A 24382-nucleotide genomic window follows, 5' to 3' on the forward strand; every position below is an offset into this window, starting at 1 on the left:
TCATGGACCGCCGCATTTTCGGGCTGGAGAACGAGTACGGCGTCACGTGTACGTTCAGGGGACAGCGCCGCCTGTCTCCCGACGAGGTGGCGCGGTACCTCTTCCGCCGTGTCGTGTCATGGGGCCGTAGCAGCAATGTCTTTCTGCGGAACGGCGCCCGCCTCTATCTCGATGTCGGGTCACATCCGGAATACGCGACACCCGAATGTGACAATGTGACCGAGCTGGTCACGCACGACAAAGCAGGCGAGCGCATTCTCGAAGGACTCCTGGTGGACGCAGAGCGACGCCTGCATGAGGAAGGAATCGCGGGCGACGTCTACCTCTTCAAGAACAACACCGACTCGGCGGGCAACTCGTACGGATGCCACGAGAACTATCTGGTGGCGCGGCACGGCGAGTTCTCCCGGCTCGCGGACATTCTCATTCCGTTCCTCGTCACCCGTCAGCTCCTGTGCGGGGCGGGCAAGGTGCTACAGACGCCGCGCGGGGCGGTGTACTGCGTCAGCCAGCGGGCCGAGCACATCTGGGAGGGCGTCTCCTCGGCGACGACCCGCTCCCGGCCGATCATCAACACCCGGGACGAGCCGCACGCCGACGCCGAGCGTTACCGTCGTCTGCACGTCATCGTGGGCGACTCGAACATGTCCGAGACCACGATGCTGCTCAAGGTCGGCGCGACCGACCTGGTGCTGCGCATGATCGAGGCGGGCACCGTGATGCGGGACCTGACCCTGGAGAACCCGATCCGGGCGATCCGCGAGGTCAGTCACGACATCACCGGTCGGCGCAAGGTGCGTCTGGCCAGCGGCCGCGAGGCCTCCGCACTGGAGGTGCAGCGCGAGTACTACGAGAAGGCCGTGGACTTCTGCGAGCGCCGCGGCATCCGCACCGGCACCGTCGAACAGGTGCTGGAGCTGTGGGGCCGCACATTGGACGCGATCGAGGCCGAGGACCTCGACCGGATCGGTACCGAGATCGACTGGGTCATGAAGTACAAGCTCATCGAGCGGTACCGGGCCAAGCACAACATGACCATGTCGCATCCGCGGGTGGCGCAGATAGACCTCGCCTACCACGACATCCATCGTCGTCGTGGCCTGTACTACCTGCTGGAGAAGAGGGGCCAAGCCGCGCGGATCTGCAACGACTTGAAGATCTTCGAGGGCAAGTCGGTTCCCCCGCAGACCACTCGGGCGCGGTTGCGCGGCGACTTCATCCGGCGGGCGCAGGAACAGCGCCGTGACTTCACGGTCGACTGGGTCCACCTCAAGCTCAACGACCAGGCACAGCGCACCGTGTTGTGCAAGGACCCGTTCCGGTCCGTGGACGACCGGGTGGAGAAGCTGATCGCAGGGATGTGAGCAACGCGTTCCGGACGAGGTTCGGAACGCAACACGGGCGCCGTACGTTTCCCGTACGGCGCCCTTCTCACGTCGTAGAGTTGCGCGCACGCCATCACAAGATCGACCGATTACGAGGCCCCCACCGTGCGTCGACGCTCACTCATCCTTGCCGCCGTACCCGCAGGACTGGTCACACTCGCCGGATGCGGAGACGACGAGTCCGACTCGAGCAAGGCGAGCGAGAGCACGTCGCCCTCGGCCTCGGCGTCCGCGCCGGCGTCGGCCGCGCCCCCGCCGAAGATCGTCGACGGGCCGCTGCCGGCGGTCACCGCGGGCGTGAAGTTCGGTGAGAAGCCGACGCTGCCCAAGGGCAGCGGTGAGCCGTCGAAACAGCTGGCGGTGAAGACGCTCGTCGCGGGCAGCGGCACCACCGTGGCGGAGGGCGACTACGTCCAGGCGGGCTATCTCGGTCAGATCTGGGACTCCGGGAAGGTCTTCGACAACTCGTACGACCGCAAGACGTCGCTGGTGATCCAGCTCGCCCCGGGTCGCATCATCGACGGCTGGCGGTATGCCCTGGCGGGCAAGAAGGTCGGCAGCCGCGTCGAGTTCTCCGTCCCGCCCACCTGGGGGTACGGCGCGCAGGGTCAGGCGCAGGCCGGTATCAAGGGCACGGACACGCTGGTCTTCGTGGTCGACGTGCAGGGGACGTTCAACGCGAAGAGTTCCGCCAAGGGCACCGACGTGGCGCAGGACGACGTCGACCTGCCCAAGGTCGGCACCAACACCGACGGCAAGGCGCCCTCCATCGAGGTCCCCAAGGGCGACGCGCCGAAGAAGCTGGTGGCGAACTACGTCATCGAGGGCGACGGCCCCAAGGTGGCCGCCACGGACTCCGTGCTCGTGCAGTACAAGGGTGTGCTGTGGGACACCGGCAAGGAGTTCGACTCGACGTACGGCCGCAAGGAGCTGACGTCGTTCTCGCTCCAGCAGGTCGTCAAGGGATGGTCGCAGGGCATGACCGGCAAGAAGGTGGGCAGCCGCATCGTCATCGTCATCCCGCCGGAGCTGGGCTACGGCGCCCAGCCGCCGGCCGGCAGCGGCATCAAGAAGGACTCCACGATGGTCTTCACGGTCGACATCCTGGCGAAGCTGTAACCCGTGCCGAGGTGCAAGACTGTGCCTGTTGCCTTTCCGTACACAAGCAGGAGCTAGAGACGTGAGCATCGACAAGCCCGAGATCGACTTCCCGGGCGGAGAGCCCCCGGCCGACCTGGAGATCAAGGACCTCTGGGAGGGCGACGGCGCCGTGGCGCAGGCGGGCCAGACCGTCACCGTCCACTACGTGGGCGTTGCCTTCAGCACCGGCGAGGAGTTCGACGCCAGCTGGAACCGTGGCAACCCGTTCAGTTTCCCGCTGGGCGGGGGCCGGGTCATCAAGGGCTGGGACCAGGGCGTGCAGGGCATGAAGGTCGGCGGCCGTCGCCAGCTGACCATCCCCGCCCACCTCGCCTACGGCAACCAGAGCCCGACCCCGGCGATCAAGCCCGGCGAGACCCTGATCTTCGTGGTCGACCTCCTCGGAGTCTGATCGTCGTACGACCGGTCTCGACCAGCTGGGGCCCATGCCTGTCCGGGCATGGGCCCTCGGCTTTTGCCGCGCCACATCGGGACGGTACGGTCATCGTCCGTAAGCACCATAGGGAGGCGAAGGGCGTCGATGGCCATTGCCAAGGCCGAGCGGCTGATGAACCTGGCGCTGTGTCTGCTCGGGACCCGACGGCCGCTCAGCAAGCGCGAGCTGCGAGAGTCCATCGAGGCCTACCTCGAAGCGGGCAGCGATGACTCCTTCAACCGGATGTTCGAGCGCGACAAGGACGATCTGCGCGAACTGGGCCTGGTCATCGAGACCGTGGAGAACCTGGACGGCGAGGTCGGCTACCTGGCCCGCCGTGACAGCAACCGCCTCCCGCCCATCACCCTGGACGCCGAGGAGGCCGCCGCCTTGGGCCTGGCGGCCAAGGTGTGGCAGCAGGCCCGGCTCGCCGGCGCGGCCAGCGGTGCCCTGCAGAAGCTGCGCGCGGCCGGTCTCCCCGAGGACGTCGACCCGTACGAGGCCCACAGCGCGCTGGAGCCCCGGATCCCGGTGCACGAGGCCGCGTTCGAACCGCTGATGCTGGCCTGCCGCGACCGCCGTCCGGTTGTCTTCGACTACCGCAAGGCCAGCGCCGCCCATCCCGAGCCCCGGCATGTCGAGCCGTGGGCGCTGGAGTGCTGGCGCGGCCACTGGTACCTGGCCGGTTTCGACAGTGACCGGGGCGCCGAGCGGGTCTTCCGGCTGTCCCGGATCACCGGCAAGGTGCGTTCGCGCGGTACGCGCTTCACCGTCCCGGTCCCCGATGTCGTCACCGTGCGCGAGACCGTCGCGAGCTGGGCGGGGGAGACCGCCGACCGCTCCGCGCTGATCCGGCTGCGCACCGGCGCGGGGTACCCCTTGCGGGCGAGGGCCGCCTCGGTGCGGGAACTGGGGGACGGCTGGGACGAGTTGGAGATTCCGTACGGCCATGGGCTGGACGCCTGGCTGGTGGAGTTCGGGCCGGACGTGGTGGTCCTGGAGCCCGCCGAGCTGCGGGCCGATGTGCTGGACCGGCTGCGAGCCGTGGCCAAGGGTTGAGGGGACGTAAGAAAGTGGTGGGAAAACCGGCCAGGCCGGGCAACGCCATCGACCAGACCCGGCGGATGCTCTCCCTGGTGACGTATCTGCGGGAGCGGCCCGGTGCCCGGATCGAGGACGTCGCCCGTGCCTTCGGGATCACCGAGGACGAACTGGTCTCCGACCTCGACATCCTGCCCATGTGCGGAACCAGCTTCCGCGGTGGTGACCTCCTCGACATCGACACCGACGGTGAGCGGATCTGGTGGCACAACCCCGCCGCCCTCGGGGCGGAGGCGGCCGAACCGCTCAGGCTCGCCGCCGACGAGGCCACCGCGCTGCTGGTCGCCGCCCGTGCGGTGTCCACGCTGCCGGGACTGCGTGAGAGCGACCGACAGGCGTTGCTGCGGGCCACCGCCAAGGTCGAGGCCGCGGCCGGTGAACAGGCGGGCGCCAGCTCCCGGCTCTCCGTGACCTTCGAGTCCGAGGGCGGGGTCTTCGCCGACGTCGACCGGGCGATCTCCGAGCGGCGCCGCCTGTGGATCCGCTACTACTCGCCCGCCCGGGACGAGCTCACCGAGCGCGAGATCGACCCGATCCGGCTGGTCAGCGTCGGTCACACCTACGTGGAGGCCTGGTGCCGGCGCTCCGAGGCGCGCCGCACCTTCCGGCTCGACCGGGTCGCCGAGATCAGGATCCTGGACGAGCCCACCGCGCCGCCCGAGATCGAGCTGCGGGACCTGTCCGAGGCGCTGGTGCAGCCCGCCGCGGAGGACCCGGAGGTCGTGGTCGAGGTCGGTCCGGGCGGGCGCTGGGTCGCCGAGTACTACCCGCACGACAGTGCGGATGAGCTTCCGGACGGCGGTCTCCGTATCACCTTGCGGACCCCGGAGCCGGCGTCGCTGAGGCGGCTGGCGCTGCGGCTGGGGCGCGACGGCCGGATCGTCTCGCCGGGCGGCCTCGCCGACAGCGCCCGCGCGGCGGCCCGCGAGGCGCTGGCTGCGTACGACGGGATAGAGGCGCACGGCGCCGACGCGGCACACATGGTGCGGGCAGTGCACGACCGGCACCAGGACAAGGCCCAGGACAAGGCCCAGGACGGGCCCCACGACGGGCCGAAGTGAGCCGCGTCGGCACGCTGGAGGCGGGGCGGCCGGGGTGGTCGGGGCGGCCGGGGCGAGGCGGCCCGGGAGACTGAGCACGGCCGCCCCTCGACACCCGGCTGGGGCGCCCCCGAGGCGAACGACCAGGAGAAAGAGGAGCAGGGGCTTTGAGCGAGTCGTCGACGCCCGGCGCGGACATGACGGTGGCTGCCGCGTTCGCCGGGATGAGAAGCGTGATCCCGGCGACCTTCAAGGCGGGCTGTCCGGACTGCCGGGGCCGTTTCGAGCTCGCCGCGAGCGCCCTGCGCCTTGTCATCGGCGCCAGCAGCCGCACCACGTTCTACTCCTTCACCTGCCCCGAGTGCGGATCCGCGGTCCGTAAGCCCGCCGGTGAACGCATCGTCGAACTGCTCACCGGCGGCGGGGTCAGGACACTGCGGCTGCACTCCACCCTCTAGGCTCGGCGTCATGTTCTGGCCGATGTTCGCGGTAGCTGTGGGTTTTCTGGGTCTCGCCGTTCTCGGTGTGCTGGCCGTCCGGGTCTTCCTGGAGGCGCGGCGTCTGGGCAGGCAGGTCACGGACTCCGCCCATCGGATCAACCGCGCCGCGGAGGACCTGGAGCGCGCGTCCCTGAGCGCGGCCCGCGCCGCGGACTCACTCTGAGCGCTGAGCGCACCAGGGAGGCCCCTGTGAGTTGCGGGGGCGATGCGCTGCGGGCTGCTTCGCCCTGTCACCTTGGTGGGATAGGCAGGTACTCTGCTGATCGTGGACCGGAGAACGAGGCCCGGACCGCGGACCGGGAGTACGCACAGGGATTGCCAGGCGTTCACCCCTGAGCGTTACGATCGCTGTCGAGCACGATCGATCGGACACTGGTCCGACCAGTCGGACAGTACCCCCACCCAGCCGCCTCGGTGAGAAGGTAAAGACTTATGTTCGGAAGGCTCGGCGCCCCCGAGATCATTCTCATCCTTGTCGTCGTCATCCTGCTGTTCGGCGCCAAGAAGCTTCCCGACATGGCGCGCTCCCTCGGCAAGTCGGCCCGCATCCTCAAGAGCGAGGCCAAGGCGATGAAGTCCGAGGGCCAGGACAACGCGTCCGCTCCCGCGGCCCCGCCGCACGACGACCAGCAGCCCACGGTCCAGCGCACCATCAAGGCGTCCCCCGGCGATGTGACCAGCTCTCGTCCGGTCACCGAGCCGACGGACTCGACCAAGCGCTGACGCAGGGCCGGTGACCTCCGGCCCGCCGCACGAGATGGGAACGTGGGTTGCTGAAGCCTGCCCGCAAGAAGGAGAAGGATCCCGAGGGGCGGATGCCCCTCGCGGAGCACCTTCGCGAGCTCCGCAACCGGCTCGCGAAGGCGATGCTGGCCATCGTCGTCGTCACCGTCGTCGCCGCTTTCTTCTACAACGACATCATCAACTTCTTCACCAAGCCGATCCTGGACTCGGTCGGCTGTGACAAGACCTTCGAGGAGCTGGCGAGGTCGAAGTCGACCGAACCCTGCGCCCAGATCACCATCAACGGTCTGCTCACGCCGTTCACTCTGGCCCTGAAGGTCTCCCTGATGGCCGGTGTGGTGCTGGCCTCGCCGGTGTGGCTGTACCAGCTGTGGGCCTTCATCGCCCCGGGTCTGCACAGGCACGAGCGCAAGTACGCCTACGGGTTCGTCGGCACGGGCGTCCCGCTCTTCATCGGTGGCGCCTACTTCGCCTACCGGGTGCTGCCCACCACGGCGAAGGTGCTCCTCGAGTTCACGCCGGCCCAAGCCTCCAACCTGCTGCCGCTGGACGATCTGCTCGACCTCGTCACCCGCATGGTCATCGTCTTCGGCCTCTCCTTCGAACTGCCCCTGCTGCTGGTCTTCCTCAACCTCACCGGGATGATCACCGGCAAGCGGATGCTCGGCTGGTGGCGTGCGATGATCATGGGTATCACCGTGTTCGCGGCCATCGCGACCCCCAGCACGGATCCGCTGACGATGCTGGCGCTGGCCGGACCGATCTGGCTCCTGTACTTCGGCGCCGTCCTGTTCTCCATGCTCAACGACGCGCGCAGGCGCCGCCGCGAGGCCGCCGGCCCCGACGACGACGAGGCCTCCGAGCTGGACCTCACCCCCGAGGACATCGGCGAGGTGGAGACCGTCTCCGCGAACCGGGCACTGCCCGAGCAGGCGAGTACCGAACGGGTCAACGGGTACGACGACGTGACCTGAGATTCCTCCTCCTGCCTTCCGCTGCCTCCTCCCGCCACTTCCTCCCCTGACGTGCGCCGAGTGACCCGTATGCCGGGGTGTACGGGTCCCGGGGCCGTGAACTGCGCAGATCCCGGGTCCGCGGAGAGCGGATCCGGATAATGATCGTCCTGTTGTCAGTGGGGCCCGGTACGCTCGAAGGCACGATGACAGAGGACCTCTCACCGGCCGAGCGGTACGCGGCAGCACGTAGGCGTGCCGTCGAGCAGGCCACCGCACTCGCGGACTTCCGCGAGATGTACGACTTCGGCCTCGACCCCTTCCAGATCGAGGCCTGCCAGGCACTCGAAGCGGGGAAGGGCGTGCTGGTGGCCGCCCCCACCGGCTCGGGCAAGACGATCGTCGGCGAGTTCGCCGTCCACCTCGCGCTCCAGCAGGGCAAGAAGTGCTTCTACACGACGCCCATCAAGGCGCTGTCGAACCAGAAGTACGCCGACCTCTGCCGCCGGTACGGCGCGGACAAGGTCGGTCTGCTCACCGGCGACAACAGCGTCAACTCCGACGCCCCGGTGGTCGTGATGACGACCGAGGTCCTGCGGAACATGCTGTACGCGGGTTCACAGACCCTGCTCGGCCTCGGGTACGTGGTCATGGACGAGGTGCACTACCTCTCCGACCGCTTCCGTGGCGCCGTGTGGGAGGAAGTGATCATTCACCTCCCCGAGTCGGTCACCCTTGTCTCGCTGTCGGCCACCGTGTCGAACGCCGAGGAGTTCGGAGACTGGCTCGACACCGTGCGCGGCGACACCCAGGTGATCGTCTCCGAGCACCGTCCCGTGCCGCTGTTCCAGCACGTGCTCGCCGGGCGGCGGATGTACGACCTCTTCGAGGAGGGCGAGGGCAACAAGAAGGCCGTCAACCCCGACCTCACGCGGCTGGCCCGTATGGAGGCCAGCCGGCCCTCGTACCAGGACCGCAAACGCGGCCGGGCCATGCGCGACGCCGACCGGGAGCGGGAGCGCCGAAACCGCTCCCGGGTGTGGACACCGAGCCGGCCCGAGGTCATCGAACGGCTCGACTCCGAGAGCCTGCTGCCGGCCATCACGTTCATCTTCAGCCGTGCCGCCTGCGAGGCCGCCGTACAGCAGTGCCTGTACGCGGGCCTCAGACTCAACGACGACGAGGCGCGGGAAAGGGTGCGCGCCCTGGTCGAGGAGCGCACGGCGTCCATCCCGACCGAGGACCTGCACGTCCTCGGGTACTACGAGTGGCTGGAGGGCCTGGAGCGCGGTATCGCGGCCCACCACGCGGGCATGCTGCCGACGTTCAAGGAGGTCGTGGAGGAGCTGTTCCTCCGTGGCCTGGTGAAGGCCGTGTTCGCGACCGAGACACTCGCGCTGGGCATCAACATGCCCGCGCGGTCGGTGGTGTTGGAGAAGCTCGTCAAGTGGAACGGCGAGCAGCACGCCGACATCACCCCGGGCGAGTACACCCAGTTGACCGGGCGGGCGGGCCGGCGCGGCATCGATGTCGAGGGCCACGCCGTGGTGCTGTGGCAGCGCGGGGCGAGCCCCGACCACCTCGCGGGACTGGCCGGCACGCGCACGTATCCGCTGCGCTCCAGCTTCAAGCCCTCGTACAACATGGCCGTCAACCTGGTCGAGCAGTTCGGCCGGCACCGCTCACGCGAGCTGCTGGAGACGTCCTTCGCGCAGTTCCAGGCCGACAAGTCGGTCGTCGGGATCTCTCGGCAGGTGCAGCGCAACGAGGAGGGCCTGGACGGTTACAAGGCCTCCATGACCTGCCACCTCGGCGACTTCGAGGAGTACGCGCGGCTGCGCCGAGAACTCAAGGATCGCGAGACCGAACTGGCCAAGCAGGGCGCGTCCCAGCGGCGCGCGGAAGCGGCGGTCGCCCTGGAGAAGTTGAAGCCCGGGGACGTCATCCACGTCCCGACCGGCAAGTACGCGGGCCTCGCGCTGGTGCTGGACCCCGGGCTGTCGGCCGGGCGGTCCAACGGTCACCGCGGCTTCGAGCACCACGACGGCCCGCGCCCCCTGGTGCTGACCGCCGAGCGCCAGGTCAAGCGGCTCGCGTCGATGGACTTCCCGGTGCCCGTCGAAGCGCTCGATCGGATGCGGATTCCGAAGTCCTTCAACCCGCGCTCGCCGCAGTCCCGTCGGGACCTCGCCTCCGCGCTGCGCACCAAGGCCGGGCACATCCCGCCGGAACGGGCCCGCAAGCAGCGCTCCCAGGCCGCCGACGACCGGGAGATCGCCCGGTTGCGTACGGCGATCCGGGCGCATCCGTGTCACGGGTGCAACGACCGTGAGGACCACGCGCGTTGGGCCGAGCGGTATCACCGACTGCTGCGGGACACCTCGCAGTTGGAGCGCCGCATCGAGGGACGTACGAACACGATCGCGCGGACGTTCGATCGGATCGTCGCGCTGCTGACCGACCTGGACTACCTGCGCGGCGACGAGGTCACCGAGCACGGCAAGCGGCTGGCCCGGCTGTACGGCGAACTCGATCTGCTGGCGAGCGAATGCCTGCGGGCCGGGGTGTGGGAGGGGCTCTCCCCCGCCGAACTCGCCGCGTGTGCCTCGGCGTTGGTGTACGAGTCCCGGGTCTCCGACGATGCGACGGCGCCCAAGGTGCCCTCGGGTATGGCGAAGGCCGCCCTCGGGGAGATGGTCCGGATCTGGGGGCGACTGGATGCCCTGGAGGAGGATTTCCGGATCACGCAGACCGAAGGGGTGGGGCAGCGGGAGCCGGATCTCGGATTCGCCTGGGCCGCGTACATGTGGGCGGGCGGGAAGGGGCTCGACGAGGTGCTGCGCGAGGTGGAGATGCCCGCGGGGGACTTTGTGCGCTGGTGCAAGCAGGTGATCGATGTGCTGGGGCAGATCTCCGCCGCGGCCCCTTCCGGGGCGTCGACGGTTCCGAAGAACGCGCGTAAGGCGGTCGAGGCGCTGTTGCGGGGGGTTGTGGCCTACTCGTCGGTGGGATGACAGGTTCCGGCGGGTGCGGGTGCGGGTGCGGGTGCGGGTGCGGGTGCGGGTGCGGGTGCGGGTGTGCGGGTTCGCTGTGGCTGGTCGTGTCCACGCGGCGGAGCCGCACCTGGACACGGCTCCGCGCCCCGCGCGCCTCGGGTACCTCGCCTCAGCGCTTGTTGAGGTAGGAACGCCAGCCGCCGTGACGCGTGATGTCCTCCGCGTCCGTGAGAGCCATCGGCTCGCAGAGGAAGCCCGGCACCTGAGTGCCGTCCGCCAGTCGCACGCTGCCCAGGGTCATGGGGCGGGGGAGTGCGGCCAGTAGGCGGCCGAGGCCCTCTGCCGGGAGGCGCCAGATCTCCGTCTCGATCGCCGCGCCGCCCTCGTCCACGTGGACCAGGCCCGGCTTCGGCGGGTCGGTTCGCAGGGCGTGCAGGCGATAGACCGGGGCCGTCGTCGTCGTACGGTCCAGGCGGGCACCCAGGGACAGCAGATGCGGGTTGAGGGGCTGACCCGACAGGTGCGCTCCTACCACCGCCAGACGTGTCTCCGGCTGGAGGAAGCGGGCGATCGTGGCCAGGCGTTCGTCCGTGAAGGCCGGCCCGATCAGCATGACGCCGAAGGGGCGGCCGTTGGTCTCGCCGGCCGGCACGGCTACCGCCGCCAGGTCGAAGAGGTTGGTGGAGTTGGTGAAGCGGCCCAGGCGGGCGTTGGCGCCCAGGGGGTCGGCGGCGACCTCGGCGAGGGTGGGGTGGCCCGGGGTGGTGGGGAGCAGGAGGGCGTCCGCGTCGGCCAGCTCGGCGAGAGCTCGGGTGCGCAGGGTGGCCAGGCGGTCGGTGTCGGCGTAGAGCTGGTGGGCCGGGATGTCACGGGCGCGGGTGATGATGCCGGCGACGGTGGGGTCGAGGGACGGGTCGTTCGCGGCCAGCGCTTTGTCGATGAAGCCCCCTACGGCTGTGTAGCGCTCGGCCACGAACGCGCCCTGGTAGAGCATCGCCGCGGCGTCGGTGAACGGACCGAGGTCGATCTCCCGTACCGAGGCGCCCGCGATGACGAGCTGGTCCACCGCCGCCTCGTACGCCTCCGCCCAGCCCTCGTCCAGCTCGCCGAGCTGTTCCCGCGGTGGGACCGCCACCCGCCAGGGGCCCGGGGCGCGCTGGGGGAGCGGGGGGAGGTCGCGGTCGGGCGGGGAGGTCATGTGGGCCAGGGCCTGCTCGGCCTCCGGGAGGGTGCGGGCGAAGACCGTCACGCAGTCCAGGGAGGCGCAGGCGGGGACCACACCGGTGGTCGGGACCAGGCCCCGGGTGGGCTTGAGGCCGACGATGCCGTTGAACGCGGCCGGGACGCGGCCCGAGCCCGCGGTGTCGGTGCCCAGCGCGAAGTCGACGATGCCCAGGGCCACGGCGACGGCCGAGCCGGAGCTGGAGCCGCCGCTGATCCGCGCCGGGTCGTGGGCGCCCCGGACGGCGCCGTGCGGGGAGCGGGTGCCGACCAGGCCGGTCGCGAACTGGTCGAGGTTCGTGGTGCCCAGCACGATCGCGCCCGCGGCACGCAGGCGGGCGACGACCGGCGCGTCGGCCTCGGGATGGTAGGCGTACGACGGGCAGCCCGCGGTGGTGGGCAGGCCGGCCACGTCGATGTTGCCCTTGGCGGCGAACAGGCGCCCGGCGAGGGGGAGATGCTCGCCTTCCAACAGTCGTGCGCCGAGCGCCCGGGCCTCCCGCTCGACCTCGTCCTGCGGGCGCAGGTCGATCCAGATCTCGGGGCGGTCGACCGCCGCGATGCGGGCGTAGGCGGCGCGGACGCGGGAGAGGGTGGTGGACATACGGTGTTCCTCTTTCAGTTCGCGGCCGGGGCCAGGACGACCAGTGCCGTTCCCGCCTCCACCTGGTCGCCCGGCCTGGCCAGGATCTCCGCCACCACGCCGTCCATCGGCGCGTGCACCCTGGACTCCATCTTCATCGCCTCCAGGGCGAGCAACGGCTGTCCGGCCGCCACCGCGTCGCCCGCGTTGACGTTCAACTGCCATACGGAGGCGGCGAACTCGGCCTCGATCAGGTGGCCGCCCGGCGGGACGGTCACCTCCGCCGGAGGAGCAGTCGGGGCGGCTACGGCCTCCGCGCGCGTGAACTCGCCCGCCGCCTCCCACGCGTCCCGCTCCGCGGCGAACGCCGTCTGCTGCCGGGACCTGAACTTCCCGATGGACTCGGCGTGTTCGGCCAGAAAAGCCTGGTATTCGGCGAGCGAGAAGGTGCCTTCCTCGATGCGTGGCACAAAGCGGCCGGAGACGATGTCGGCGCGCAGGTCGAGGAGTTCGTCCGCGTCCACCGGATACCACTTGATGCGGTCGAAGAAGCGCAGCAGCCAGGGCGAGCCCGGTTCGAACGCGCCGCGCTGCTGCCAGCCCGACCACACCTGGGTCGTCCGCCCGACGAACTGGTAGCCGCCGGGGCCCTCCATGCCGTAGACGCACAGATACGCCCCGCCGATGCCGACCGAGTTCTCGGCGGTCCAGGTGCGGGCCGGGTTGTACTTGGTGGTCACCAGGCGGTGGCGGGGGTCCAGGGGTGTGGCCACGGGAGCGCCCAGGTAGACGTCGCCGAGGCCCAGGACCAGGTACTCCGCGTCGAAGACCGTGCGGTAGACGTCCTCGGCCGACGCCAGACCGTTGACGCGGCGGATGAACTCGATGTTCCACGGGCACCAGGGGGCGTCGTCGCGGACGCCCGCCATGTAGCGGGCGATCGCCTCGCGGGTCGCCGGGTCGTCCCAGGACAGGGGGAGGTGGACGGTGCGGGAGGGGACCACCAGTTCGTCGCTCGGGGGGAGGGACGCGGTGATCTCCCTTACGGCGGCGAGGAGTTCACGCGGTGTCAGGCGGCTGGGGTCCGTCCGGATCTGGAGCGAGCGGATGCCCGGCGTGAGGTCGGTGATGCCCTCCGGGCCCTGCTCGGCCACCGCCTCCATCAGCTCGTGGACGCGCAGGCGCAGGGCGAGGTCCAGTTGCATCGGGCCGAACTCGACCAGCAGGTTGTCGTCGCCGCTGCGGCGGTACGTCACATCGCCGTCCCGGGCGAGGATGCCGCCGTCCACGATGGTCGGGCGGGGCTCGCCCGACCCGTCCACCGGCAGGAAGCGCACCGTGTCGCCCGGCCGCAGCTGGCCCAGCTTCCAGCGTTCGGCGCTGATCACCGTCGCCGGGCAGACGAACCCGCCGAGCGACGGACCGTCCGGGCCCAGCAGCACCGGCATGTCGCCCGTGTAGTCGACGGCGCCCACGGAGTACGGGGTGTCGTGGATGTTGGACGGGTGCAGGCCCGCCTCACCGCCGTCGGTGCGTGCCCAGCGCGGCTTCGGTCCGACCAGGCGGACGCCGGTGCGGGCCGAGTTGAAGTGGACCTTCCAGTCGGCGGCGTAGAAGTCGTGGATGTCGTCCTCGGTGAAGAACTCCGGTGCGGCGTGCGGGCCTTCGGCGGCTTTCACCTGCCATACGGCACCGAAGTCCGGGCGATCGGCGAGCGGAACCGCCCCGCCTTCGCCTCTGCCTCCGTCTCTGCCTCCGTCTCTGCCTCCGCATTGGTCTCCACCTCCGCCCTCGGTCACTGTCCCGCTGTGCAGGACGTCGCCTGTGCGCAGTGCCCGCCCGCCGTGCCCGCCGAACCCGCCCAGCGTGAAGGTGCTCGCGCTGCCGAGGAAGGCCGGCACGTCGAGGCCCCCGGCGAACAGCACGTAGGTCCGCAGACCGTGCTCGGAGGGCGCACCGATCGCCAGTACGGCCCCCGCCGGCACCGTCACCGGCTCCCATGGCGCGACCGGCGTGCCGTCCACGGTGACCGGGGCCGGGGCGCCCGTCACGCACACGGTCGTCGCGTGCGTGAAGCGGAGCGACGGTCCCTGGAGGGTGCACTCGAGCCCCGGTGTGCCCTCGGCGTTGCCGAGCGCGCGATTGCCGAGCCGGAACGACAGGTCGTCCATCGGGCCGCAGGGCGGTACGCCGACCTGCCAGTAGCCGGTGCGACCCGGCCAGTCCTGCACGGTGGTGAGGGTGCCGCCGGCCATGACCTCGATGCGGGGCGTCGGGTCGGCGAGGGTCGCGAGGGTCGCCGTGGAGTGGGCGGCCCGCCCGAAGTCCCGGTCGGCCAGCGCCGCCCGCACCAGGCCCAGGTTGGTCTCGATGCCGTCCACGCGGGTGCGGGCCAGGGCCTCGTCCAGGCGTTCCAGGGCGTGCGCGCGGTCCGGGCCGTACGCGATGATCTTGGCGAGCATCGGGTCGTACGAGGTCGTCACCTCGGTGCCCGTCTCCACCCAGCCGTCGACCCGCACGCCCGGCGGGAACTCGACCCGGGTCAACAGGCCCGCGCTGGGCCGGTGGTCGCGTGCGGGGTCCTCGGCGTAGAGGCGGGCCTCGACGGCGTGGCCGCGCGGTGGGCCCGGGTCGCGGACGACGTCCTGCTCGCCGCGGGCCAGGCGGAGCATCCAGGCGACGAGGTCGACGCCGTAGATCTCCTCGGTGACCGGGTGTTCCACCTGGAGACGGGTGTTGACCTCCAGGAAGTACGCCTCCTCGCGGGCGGCGTCGTAGACGAACTCGACGGTGCCGGCGGAGCGGTAGCCGACGGAGGCACACAACTCCTGTGCACTGGCCGCCAGTTGCGCGCGTACGCGGTCGGGCAGGCCCGGTGCCGGCGCCTCCTCCAGGACCTTCTGGTTGCGGCGCTGGAGGGAGCAGTCACGGTCGCCGAAGGTGACCACGCGGCCCTCGCCGTCGCCGAAGACCTGCACCTCGACATGGCGGGCCCGCTCGACGAGGCGCTCCAGGAAGACGCCCGCCGAGGAGAAGGAGGCGGCGGCGACGCGCTGCACCCGCTCCCAGGAGTCGGTGAGTTCGGCGGCGGAGCGACATGCCGACATACCGATGCCGCCGCCTCCGCCGGTCGCCTTGAGCATGACCGGATAGCCGATGGCGGAGGCCTGCGCGAGGGCCTCGTCGAGCGAACCCAGCAGCCCCGTCCCCGGTGCCAGCGGCACCCCGGCCGTCTGCGCCGCCGCCCGGGCGGTGTGCTTGGCGCCGAACAGTTCCAGCTGCGCCGGTGTCGGCCCGACGAACACGATCCCGGCGTCCTCGCAGCGACGCGCGAACGCCGCGTCCTCGGACAGGAAGCCGTAGCCGGGGTGGATGGCGCCCGCGCCCGTCTCCTTGGCCGCCTTCAGCACCAGGTCGGCGTCGAGGTACGACTCCTTCGCGGGCGCCGGGCCGAGCCGTACCGCCTCGTCGGCGAGCCGGACGTGGGGCGCCGAGCGGTCGGGGTCGGAGTACACGGCGACCGTGCGCAGGCCCAGTTCGCGGGCCGTGCGGATGATCCGGACCGCGATCTCGCCCCGGTTGGCGACCAGGAGGGTGTCGAAGCTCATCCGGCGGCCCCGATCGTCATCTCCACGGCGGTCGGCTCGAAGCCGTTGCACGGGTTGTTGATCTGGGGGCAGTTGGAGACCAGCACGAGCACGTCCCGCTCGGCGCGCAGGGTCAGTTTCAGGCCCGGAGCGGAGAGGCCGTCCACGATGCCGAGCGTGCCGTCCTTCTCGACCGGCACGTTCATGTACCAGTTGATGTTGGAGACCAGGTCGCGTTTGCCGAGGCCGTGCTTGGCGCCCTCGGCGAGGAAGTTGTCCACGCAGGCGTGCTGCGACCAGGTGTGATGGCCGTAGCGCAGGGTGTTCGACTCCTTGGAGCAGGCGCCGCCGACCGTGTCGTGCCGGCCGACCTCGTCGGCCATCACCGTCATCAACGGGGTGTACTCGTTGGACATCAGCACACTGCCGGTGGTCAGGAAGAGGTTGCCTTGCGCGTGGATCGTGTCGGGGGCGCTGTAGCGGACCGACGTGTCGTGGGCGTCGTAGGCGAGGAAGTCGACGGCCTGGTTGCCGTGCAGGTCGGTGATGGTGAGCGTCTCGCCGGTGCGTACGACGGCGGACCAGGCGGCGCGGGCGGGAACGAGGCTGGTGCTGGTGCGGGCACCGGTGCTGGTGCTGGTGCTGGTGCTGGTGCTGGTGCTGGTGCTGGTGCTCGTGCTCATGCGAGCCCCCTCGCGGCAAGGAAGCCGGCGGTGTTGAGGAAGGCGCGACGGCCCTCCGGTGTGGCCTCCCACAGGGGGGTGCCCGGCGCGGTCGCCTCGGCGCGCCACGCGAGCACCTCCAGGGGGGTGCTGACGTAGTCGGGGCGTGGATCGGCCGGGTGCGGCACGTTCGCGATCAGTACGGTGACGTCCTGCTCGGCGCGCAGGGTGACGCTGCCGCCGGGGCCGGCCGAGCCGGTGAAGTCGAGGGTGCCGTCCTCGCGTACCTCCACCCCCTGGAAGAAGGAGAGCGAGGGCGGCAGGTCGCGGGGCTCCAGGCCGTTCTTGGCGGCCGCCAGTTTGAACAGCTCGCGGCCGGCGGGGGAGGGGCTCTGCGGGGTGCCGTCGCCGTAGCGGCCGGCGTTGCGGACGAGGGTGGAGGTGCCGCACAGGGCGTCGTGCCGACCGGAGGTGTCGGCCACCACCGAGGCGAGGACCCGGCCCTGGTCGGACAGGAGGAGCCGGCCCTCGCCCAGGTAGGCGTTCCACTGGACCTTGACCGTGTCGGCGACGTTCAGCCGCTCCCAGGGGCGGTCGGCCGCGTACACGAGCAGGTGGGCGCAGGCGTCACCGCGCAGATCGGTCAGGCGCAGCTCCGTGCCGCGGGCCAGGACCCGGTGCGTGTAGTTGCCGCCCGCGACTGTCTCCGCCCACACCAGGTGGCCCGCCTCGCAGGGCGGGGCCGGCCAGTCCTGGGCCGGGACGACGGGCATCGCCTCGGTGTGGGTGCCCTGCTGGGCGCGCGCGTGGGCGCGGGCTCCGTAAGTGGTCGCTGTCGCCATCGCGGGACCTCCGGCTCCGGTGGGTGCTGTGCTATTTCTGTCGCTCGACAGAAATTAGGCGCGAGGCGGGTCGCGTGCGTTGCCGCCGCGTTGCCGCTCGGTTACCGGGCCCTCACGAAGATCACCGCGGACGCTGGTGTGCGAGGATCGACCGCATGGGGACGACAGGTGCAGGGCCCGGTCGGCGGGTCGGCAGGCCGCGGGCCGCGCAACGGCCGGACAGCGGACTGGAGCCGCGCGAGGAACTCCTCGCGGCCGCCGCGGAGTTGTTCACCACCCTCGGCTACGCGGCCACCTCCACCCGGGCCGTCGCCGAGCGCGCCGGTATGCGCCAGGCATCCATGTACCACTACGTCTCCGGCAAGGAGGAACTGCTCGCGCAGCTCCTGGAGTCCACGGTCACGCCCTCCCTCGCGTACGCCCGTGAACTGCTCGCCGACGACACCGTCCCGGTCGAGGACCGGCTGTGGGAGCTGTGCCGGGCGGACGTGGAGGTGCTGTGCGACGGACCGCACGACCTCGGCGGGCTCTACCTGCTGCCCGAGGTGCGCGCCGAGCGGTTCGCCGGCTTCCATGCCGTGCGCGCCGAACTCAAGGACGCCTACCGGCAGTTGATCGCGGCGACAGCGGTCGGCGGCACGCTCGCCAAGGGCGAGCTGGATCTGCGTACGGACCTGGTGTTCGGGTTGATCGAGGGTGTCATCCTCGTCCACCGCTCCGACCCCGAGCGGCCCGTGTCGGTGTTCGCGGAGGCGACGGCGGACGCCGCGCTGCGCATCGCCGGGGTCTGATCCGAGGGCTGCTCGGCTTCTCGGCTCCTCCGCGGGCGCTCCTCGGCTTCCTTGCGAAGGCGCGACTCTTGTGATGGCGCGACTCTTGTGATGGCGCGACTCTTGTGATGGCGCGGCCCTGGTGAAGGAACGTCACTCGTCACGGTGAGTGTTTTCGTACGCCCGTGCACTGTTACACGCCGTGTGCGAAAAGAAGCTCAGTGTGTAAATAGTGTCGAGCGTACTCCCCTCGCGCGCCCGGTTTCAGGTGCTTGCTGAATATGACACAGCGATGATCCGGTCGGACTAAGCTCGCCCGCGGCGCACCGAGTTGAGGTGTATTCGTGCGCTTGTTCCCAAACTTGCAGAAGATCCAGAAGCACCCGAGAACTTCCCCCCTGCAAGCTCCCCTACACCCCGCCGATTTGTTTCAGAGGGCCCACATGGTGAGTGTTCAATCTCCTCCCGGTAGCCGTGAACTCCCGTACGCGCGCGTGCTGTTGCTGCCCTCCATAGCGATGGCCGCAGCCACCGGGGCCGCCGTCGCGCTGGTGACGGCACCGGCCCGGACGGCCGTCGGCTGGTGCGGCGCCCTCGCCACGTTGCTGGTGATCGCGACGGCGGCGGAAGCGGTCCGCCGCGGCCGGACCCTGCGCGACCTGCGCACGGAGCACGCCCGTCACTCCGCGTATCTGGAACGGCGGATCACCGGTCACGAGGAGGAGATGACCCGCCTCGCCGAGGAGATCCTGCCGATCGCGCTGCAACTGCTGCGCGGCGGAAATTCCCCCGTAGAGGTGATTCGCCGCCTCGGCGACTTCGAGCCCGGCTGGCGTGAACTCCCCGAGGCCCAGGTGTCGTTGCTCCAGACGATGCTGACCGTCATCGACACGGAAGACGTCATGCGCGACGCCGCGCAGCGCTCCTTCGTCAGCATCGCCCGCCGCGTCCAGGCCATCGTCCACCAGCAGGCCGAAGAACTGCGGGAGATGGAGGAGGACCACGGCCGCAACCCCGAGGTCTTCACCGACCTGCTGCGCATCGACCACGGCACCGCGCTGATCGGCCGGCTCGCCGACTCCATCTCCGTCCTCGGCGGCGGCCGTCCCGGTCGTCAGTGGCCCGAGCCGGTCGCGCTCTACAGCGTGCTGCGCGGCGCCATGTCCCGGATCCTGGAGTACAACCGCATCGACCTGACCTCCATCGCCAAGGTCAACGTCAAGGGCACCGCCGTCGAACCCGTCATCCACGCGGCGGCCGAACTCCTCGACAACGCCACCCGCTACTCGCCCCCGCAGACCAAGGTGCACGTCACCGCCACCGAGGTACAGACCGGCGTCTGCATCGAGATCGAGGACGCCGGCGTCAGCCTCAGCGAGGAAGCGCGCCTGCGGGCCGAGGGCATGCTGGAGCGCGCCATGGCCGGCGTCGACCTGCAGGACCTCGGCGAGGCGCCGCGCCTCGGCCTCGCCGTCGTGGGCCGCCTGTGCCGCACGTACAACATGCAGGTCTCGCTGCGTACCTCCGCGTACGGCGGGGTCCGCGCCATCCTTGTCGTGCCCAGCGACATGCTCACCTCCGAACCCGGCGTCGGACTCGCCCACGGTATCGGCGCCACGGCCGTGCCCCGGCCCGAACTCGGCGCGCTCCCCGGCCCCAAGCGCACGGTCAAGAACCGCCGCCCCACCAGCCCCAAGCACGTCACTCCGGTTTCCATGGAGGACGACGTCCCCGAGGTCACCGAGTGGACCGCCAACGGACTGCCGCAGCGCCGCAGCCGGGTCAAGACCTCGCTCACCCAGCGCTACGCCGAGCAGGCCGCCATCGAGCAGGCCGAAAGGGAGGGCCGGCCGACCATCTGGTCGACCGCCGAGCGCGAGCCCGAACCCGAGCCGGAGCCCGCGGAGAAAATCCCCGACACCCCGCCGGGCCTGTGGGTCCAGGCGTTCTTCGACGGACTCAAGCGCCCGGACCCCACCGCATTCACCCAGCCGACAGAACCGGCCCACGCCGAGGCCGACGACGAGAAGGACCTCAAGTGATCCAGCAGCGCGGCAACTTCGACTGGATGCTCCAGGACCTCGCCAAGGGCGTGCCGGGCATCCAGATGATCGTGGTGCTCTCCGCCGACGGCCTGCGCATCGCCCGCCACGGCGGCGACCCGGACACCGCCGACCGCGTCGCCGCGGCCTGCGCGGGCCTGCAGAGCCTGGCCGGTGCCGTCGCCCAGGAGATCCCGGGCAGCGAGGGCGAGATGAAGATGGTCCTCATCGAGATCCACGGCGGCTACTTCTACCTGATGGCCGCGGGCCCCAACGCCTACCTCGCGGTGCTCTCCGACGTACGCGCCGAACCCGGCTACATGAGCGCCCGCATGAGCGACCTGGTCATCCGGATCGGCGCGCATCTCACCAGCCCGCCGAGGCGCAACGGGCAGACCGTATGACTCCTCCGCAACGCCGGCGGCGATATCCCCAGCAGGAACCCGAGCCGTACATCAGGGCGGAACCCGAACCGACGCCCCCGCCCGAGGTGCAGCAGCTTCCCGAAGGGGAGAAGAAGAACCCCGAGCGGCTGTACGTGATCACCGGTCCGGACGGCGCCGAGCGTACCGAACTCGACCTGGTCACGTTGATCGTGGCGAGCGCCGACCCGCCGCCCTCCGCCACGCCCGAGCAGGCGGCGCTGCTCCGGCTGTGTACGGCCCCCCTGTCCGTGGCCGAGCTGTCGGCCTATCTGAGCCTGCCGTTCAGCGTGGTGACCGTGCTGATCACCGAGCTGCTGACGGCCGAACTGGTCACGGCGCGCGCCCCGGTCGTCCGCCAGGCGCTGGCCGACCGTTCTCTCCTCGAAGCGGTGATGCATGGACTTCAAAAGCTCTGACACCGTCACGGGCCCCCGGAAGGAGGACCAGCTCCCGCACACCGCCCAGGCGGCGGTGAAGATCGTCATCGTGGGCGGCTTCGGTGTCGGGAAGACCACCATGGTCGGCTCGGTCAGCGAGATCAAACCGCTGACCACCGAGGAGACCATGACGCAGGCCGGCGTCGGCGTCGACGACGACTACGGCTCCGAGTCCAAGACGGCCACCACGGTGGCGATGGACTTCGGCCGCATCAGCATCACCGACCAACTCGTGCTGTACCTCTTCGGCACCCCCGGCCAGGAACGCTTCTGGTTCCTGTGGAACGGCCTGTTCGAGGGGGCGCTGGGCGCGGTCGTGCTGATCGACACCCGCCGGCTGGAGGTCAGCTTCGACGTCATGGGACGCCTGGAGGAGCGCGGCGTGCCCTTCATCGTCGCCGTCAACTCCTTCCCGGGTGCGCCCCGTTACCCCGTCGAGGAGCTGCGCACCGCGCTCGACCTGAGCGAGGACATCCCCATCGTCGACTGCGACGCGCGCCGCCGCGCCTCCAGCCGCGACACCCTGATGACCCTCATGCACTTCCTGCACTCCCTCGCCACGCCGGGCGCGCTGAGGTGACCGCCGCACCCGACCAGGCGTCCCCGTGCGGACAAAGGCAACACCGGTGCGGACACAGCCACCCGTACAGATATGGGCAACCCCCGTACAGACCTGCGTGCTCGTACAGACGTGGGCGAAACTCGCACATATGTACGCATCATGCGTCGACCTACCTACCAGACACGGACACCGGATCCACTTCGGAGCGATCACTGTGACGCCTGAATCCCACTCCCTGATCGGTACGGACCCCGGCCTCGCCCCACCGCCCGGCTGCCCCGCCCACGGCCGCGGCCCCGGCGGGCTGCGCCGGCTCCACGGTCCCGACGCGGAGGACCTCGGCTCCCTGTACGAACAACTGCGGGAGGAACACGGCCCGGTGGCGCCGGTGCTGCTCCACGACGACGTGCCGATGTGGGTCGTGCTCGGCCACGCCGAGAACCTGCACATGGTGCGTACGCCCTCGCAGTACTGCCGGGACAGCCGCATCTGGACCCCGCTCCTGGACGGCCTGGTCAAGCCCGATCACCCGCTCATGCCGCACATCGCCTGGCAGCCCATCGCCGCCCACGCCGAGGGCGACGAGCATCTGAGGCTGCGTGGCGCGGTCAACGGCGCCATCTCGACCATCGACCCCCGCGGTGTCCGCCGGCACATCAACCGCTACACCCAGCGCCTGGTCAACCGGTTCTGCGAGGAGGGCACCGCCGATCTGGTCAGCCAGTTCGCCGAGCACCTGCCGATGGCCGTGATGTGCGAGACCCTCGGCATGCCCGAGGAGTACAACGACCGGATCGTGCAGGCCGCCCGCGACATGCTCCGCGGCACCGAGACCGCCATCGCCAGCAACGCGTACATCATGGACGCCCTTGGCCGGCTCACCACCCGCCGTCGTGCCCGTCCCGAGGAGGACTTCACCAGCTACCTCATCACCCACCCGGCACGGCTCACCGACGACGAGGTCCGCGAGCACCTGCGCCTCGTGCTCATCGCCGCGTACGAGGCCACCGCCAACCTCATCGCCAACGTGCTGCGCATGGTGCTCACCGACCCGCGCTTCCGCGCCCAGCTCAACGGCGGCCAGATGACGGTGCCGGAGGCGGTCGAGCAGTCCCTGTGGAACGAGCCGCCGTTCAGCGCGATCTTCGCGTACTTCGCCAAGCAGGACACGGAGTTGGGCGGCCAGCACATCCGCAGGGGTGACGGACTGCTCTTCGGTATCGCCCCGGGCAACGTCGACCCCCGGGTGCGGCCCGACCTCTCCGCCCACATGCAGGGCAACCGCTCCCACCTCGCCTTCGGCGGCGGGCCGCACGAGTGCCCCGGCCAGGACATCGGCCGTGCCATCGCCGACACGGGTGTGGACGCGCTGATGATGCGGCTGCCGGACGTCGAACTCGAATGCGACGAGGACGAGTTGACCTGGACGGAGTCCATGTCCTCACGCCACCTGGCGGAGCTCCCGGTGCGGTTCGCGCCGAAGCCGCCGCAGGATGTGATGCTCACGCCGGGTCACCTGCCGGTCCCGCCGCAGCGTAACGCCTGGCAGGTCGGCACGCACCGGCCGGAACGGCCACACGCGGCCCAACCGGCACCGCAACCGCAATCGCCATCAGCACGGCAACCGCAATCGCCATCAGCACGGCAACCGGCACGGCAACCAGCACCGCAACCGGCCGCCGTCCCGCCGCCACAGCCCGCCCCGGTGCCCGAACCGGCCCGCCCGCAGGGCGCCTGGCGGCGCTTCCTGCGCTGGTGGCGCGGCTACTGACCGGCGGACCCCGCGTCGTACGGCGCGGCCCAGTCGTCGTACGACGTCCAGGCCTCCAGGACCCGCCCGCTCCGGAACCGGTGCTCCACCCCGGTGACCGGATCGGTGAACTCCAGGCACCGCGCCAGCAGTTGGAGCGGACGCCGGAAATCACCGGCGGGCACGGGGCCGGTCACCACGGGGTAGAGCGGGTCGCCGAGGATCGGTACGCCGAGCGCGTTCATGTGGACCCGCAGCTGGTGGGTCTGGCCGGTGGCGGGAGTGAGCCGGTACCGGCCGAGGCGGGTCCGGTCGGGTCTGCCGGTCCCGTCGGGTCTGCCGGTCCCGTCGGATCGGCGGGTCCCCTCGGGCGTTGCGGTTCCGTCGGGTCTGCAAGCCCCGGTGGGCCTGTCCGGTCCGGGAGATCCGGTGGGGCCGCCGGCCCCACCGGGTTCGTCACCCTCACGGAGCTCGGTCAGCTCGACGCGGCTGACCGCGTTCGGCTCGCCCTCCACCTCATAGGCGGCCGGCACGCCTCGCTCCTTCACGATCCGGCTGCGCACCGTCCGGGGCAGGGCGAGCCCCGGATCGTACGGGGCGATCGCCTCGTACTCCTTGTGTATGCGCCGGTCGCGGAACAGTGCCTGATAGGCGCCCCGTTCCTCGGGCCGTACGGTGAACAGCACCAGCCCGGCGGTGAGCCGGTCCAGTCGGTGGGCGGCGCCGAGCGCGGGGATGTCCAGCTCCCGGCGGAGACGGGCGAGCACGGTCTGGGTGACATGGCTGCCGCGTGGGGTGGTGGCCAGGAAGTGCGGCTTGTCGGCGACGACGATGTGCTCGTCCCGGTGGACGACCTCCACCGGGAACGGCACCGGCACCTCGGCGCGCAGTTCCCGGTGGAACCACACGAGCATCCCGGGCATGTACGCCGTGTCCGGGGCCACTGCCCGCCCGTCCGTCCCCACGACCTGCCCCGCGTCGAACATCCCCTCGACGACACCGGAGTCCGCCGCGAGTCGCTCCACCAGATGCTCGCGCACCGTGGCCCACGACCCCTCGGCGGGCAACCGCACCCGCACCGGATCCACCCCTTCGCGCTGAGGCAGGGGAGAGGGCGGGATCCGGCGCTTGCGTCTCATCACCGGCCAGCGTAGACGCTGCTCACACCGGGGACGGCCTCGGGAGATCCGGATGCGCCTGGCCTGG

The 24382-nt window shown here is 70.6% G+C and carries 21 protein-coding genes; 16 read left to right on the top strand and 5 right to left on the bottom strand.

Features of this window, described 5'->3' with window-relative positions:
• The first annotated feature begins 2 nt into the window (after positions 1-2).
• The 10 genes from pafA to M2271_RS35280 all read left to right on the top strand — a co-directional run bounded on the left by pafA (position 3) and on the right by M2271_RS35280 (position 10313).
• On the top strand, positions 3-1364 hold the full coding sequence (pafA, locus tag M2271_RS35235) for a Pup--protein ligase (protein WP_217550317.1): 1362 nt from the start codon (positions 3-5) through the stop codon (positions 1362-1364).
• Positions 1365-1490: 126 nt separating this feature from the next.
• Positions 1491-2504 carry an FKBP-type peptidyl-prolyl cis-trans isomerase gene (locus M2271_RS35240; protein ID WP_280891507.1) on the top strand — a complete coding sequence of 338 codons (1014 nt, stop codon included), beginning with the start codon at positions 1491-1493 and terminating at the stop codon, positions 2502-2504.
• 61 nt (positions 2505-2565) lie between these two features.
• Positions 2566-2937, top strand: coding sequence for an FKBP-type peptidyl-prolyl cis-trans isomerase (locus M2271_RS35245; protein WP_280891508.1), 372 nt, complete (start codon positions 2566-2568; stop codon positions 2935-2937).
• 129 nt (positions 2938-3066) lie between these two features.
• Positions 3067-4020, top strand: coding sequence for a WYL domain-containing protein (locus M2271_RS35250; RefSeq protein ID WP_280891509.1), 954 nt, complete (start codon positions 3067-3069; stop codon positions 4018-4020).
• 14 nt (positions 4021-4034) lie between these two features.
• Positions 4035-5123 (top strand): WYL domain-containing protein, encoded by a 1089-nt coding sequence (locus M2271_RS35255; RefSeq protein ID WP_280891510.1) that lies wholly within the window; start codon positions 4035-4037, stop codon positions 5121-5123.
• A 176-nt stretch (positions 5124-5299) separates the two neighbouring features.
• Entirely contained in the window at positions 5300-5560 is a 261-nt protein-coding gene (locus M2271_RS35260) for a hypothetical protein (RefSeq protein WP_280891581.1), read from the top strand.
• Positions 5561-5570: 10 nt separating this feature from the next.
• A complete protein-coding gene (locus tag M2271_RS35265) occupies positions 5571-5765 on the top strand; it encodes a hypothetical protein (protein ID WP_280891511.1) in 195 nt (64 codons plus the stop codon).
• Positions 5766-6034: 269 nt separating this feature from the next.
• Positions 6035-6325 carry a Sec-independent protein translocase subunit TatA gene (tatA, locus tag M2271_RS35270; RefSeq protein ID WP_280891512.1) on the top strand — a complete coding sequence of 97 codons (291 nt, stop codon included), beginning with the start codon at positions 6035-6037 and terminating at the stop codon, positions 6323-6325.
• Positions 6326-6372: 47 nt separating this feature from the next.
• Positions 6373-7320: a twin-arginine translocase subunit TatC gene (tatC, locus tag M2271_RS35275; RefSeq protein ID WP_280891513.1), complete on the top strand. Its 948-nt coding sequence runs from the start codon at positions 6373-6375 to the stop codon at positions 7318-7320.
• A 140-nt stretch (positions 7321-7460) separates the two neighbouring features.
• Positions 7461-10313, top strand: coding sequence for a DEAD/DEAH box helicase (locus tag M2271_RS35280; protein ID WP_280891514.1), 2853 nt, complete (start codon positions 7461-7463; stop codon positions 10311-10313).
• A gap of 151 nt (positions 10314-10464) precedes the next feature.
• On the opposite strand, the gene atzF is transcribed toward M2271_RS35280, so the two are convergent.
• From atzF to M2271_RS35300, 4 genes are read right to left on the bottom strand one after another with little or no spacing between them, the layout of a single operon-like run.
• On the bottom strand, positions 10465-12120 hold the full coding sequence (gene atzF / locus M2271_RS35285) for an allophanate hydrolase (protein ID WP_280891515.1): 1656 nt from the start codon (positions 12118-12120) through the stop codon (positions 10465-10467).
• A gap of 14 nt (positions 12121-12134) precedes the next feature.
• The gene (locus tag M2271_RS35290) at positions 12135-15707 is read right to left on the bottom strand and encodes a 5-oxoprolinase/urea amidolyase family protein (protein ID WP_280891516.1); all 3573 of its coding nucleotides are present in this window, start codon (positions 15705-15707) and stop codon (positions 12135-12137) included.
• Positions 15704-16369 carry an urea amidolyase associated protein UAAP2 gene (locus M2271_RS35295; protein ID WP_280891517.1) on the bottom strand — a complete coding sequence of 222 codons (666 nt, stop codon included), beginning with the start codon at positions 16367-16369 and terminating at the stop codon, positions 15704-15706. Before M2271_RS35295 ends, M2271_RS35290 begins: the two co-directional genes overlap by 4 nt.
• On the bottom strand, positions 16366-17190 hold the full coding sequence (locus M2271_RS35300; protein WP_280891518.1) for an urea amidolyase associated protein UAAP1: 825 nt from the start codon (positions 17188-17190) through the stop codon (positions 16366-16368). Before M2271_RS35300 ends, M2271_RS35295 begins: the two co-directional genes overlap by 4 nt.
• A gap of 155 nt (positions 17191-17345) precedes the next feature.
• On the opposite strand from M2271_RS35300, the gene M2271_RS35305 reads away from it, so the two are divergent.
• From M2271_RS35305 to M2271_RS35330, 6 genes are all read left to right on the top strand, one after another.
• Positions 17346-17981, top strand: coding sequence for a TetR/AcrR family transcriptional regulator (locus M2271_RS35305; protein WP_280891519.1), 636 nt, complete (start codon positions 17346-17348; stop codon positions 17979-17981).
• 422 nt (positions 17982-18403) lie between these two features.
• Complete coding sequence (locus M2271_RS35310) at positions 18404-20002, top strand: ATP-binding protein (RefSeq protein ID WP_280891520.1); 1599 nt, start codon at positions 18404-18406, stop codon at positions 20000-20002.
• Positions 19999-20406, top strand: a complete 408-nt coding sequence (locus tag M2271_RS35315; protein ID WP_030672479.1) for a roadblock/LC7 domain-containing protein — start codon at positions 19999-20001, stop codon at positions 20404-20406. Before M2271_RS35310 ends, M2271_RS35315 begins: the two co-directional genes overlap by 4 nt.
• A complete protein-coding gene (locus M2271_RS35320) occupies positions 20403-20843 on the top strand; it encodes a DUF742 domain-containing protein (protein WP_280891521.1) in 441 nt (146 codons plus the stop codon). The genes M2271_RS35315 and M2271_RS35320 overlap by 4 nt, the downstream gene beginning before the upstream one ends.
• Complete coding sequence (locus M2271_RS35325; RefSeq protein ID WP_280891522.1) at positions 20824-21444, top strand: ATP/GTP-binding protein; 621 nt, start codon at positions 20824-20826, stop codon at positions 21442-21444. Before M2271_RS35320 ends, M2271_RS35325 begins: the two co-directional genes overlap by 20 nt.
• 196 nt (positions 21445-21640) lie before the next feature.
• Positions 21641-23197: a cytochrome P450 gene (locus tag M2271_RS35330; RefSeq protein ID WP_280891524.1), complete on the top strand. Its 1557-nt coding sequence runs from the start codon at positions 21641-21643 to the stop codon at positions 23195-23197.
• Here the strand turns inward: M2271_RS35330 and M2271_RS35335 are convergent.
• Positions 23191-24315 carry a pseudouridine synthase gene (locus M2271_RS35335; RefSeq protein WP_280891526.1) on the bottom strand — a complete coding sequence of 375 codons (1125 nt, stop codon included), beginning with the start codon at positions 24313-24315 and terminating at the stop codon, positions 23191-23193. The genes M2271_RS35330 and M2271_RS35335 overlap by 7 nt on opposite strands.
• Positions 24316-24382 lie beyond the last annotated feature (67 nt).

Source organism: Streptomyces sp. LBL, assembly GCF_029893585.1.
GTDB lineage: Bacteria > Actinomycetota > Actinomycetes > Streptomycetales > Streptomycetaceae > Streptomyces.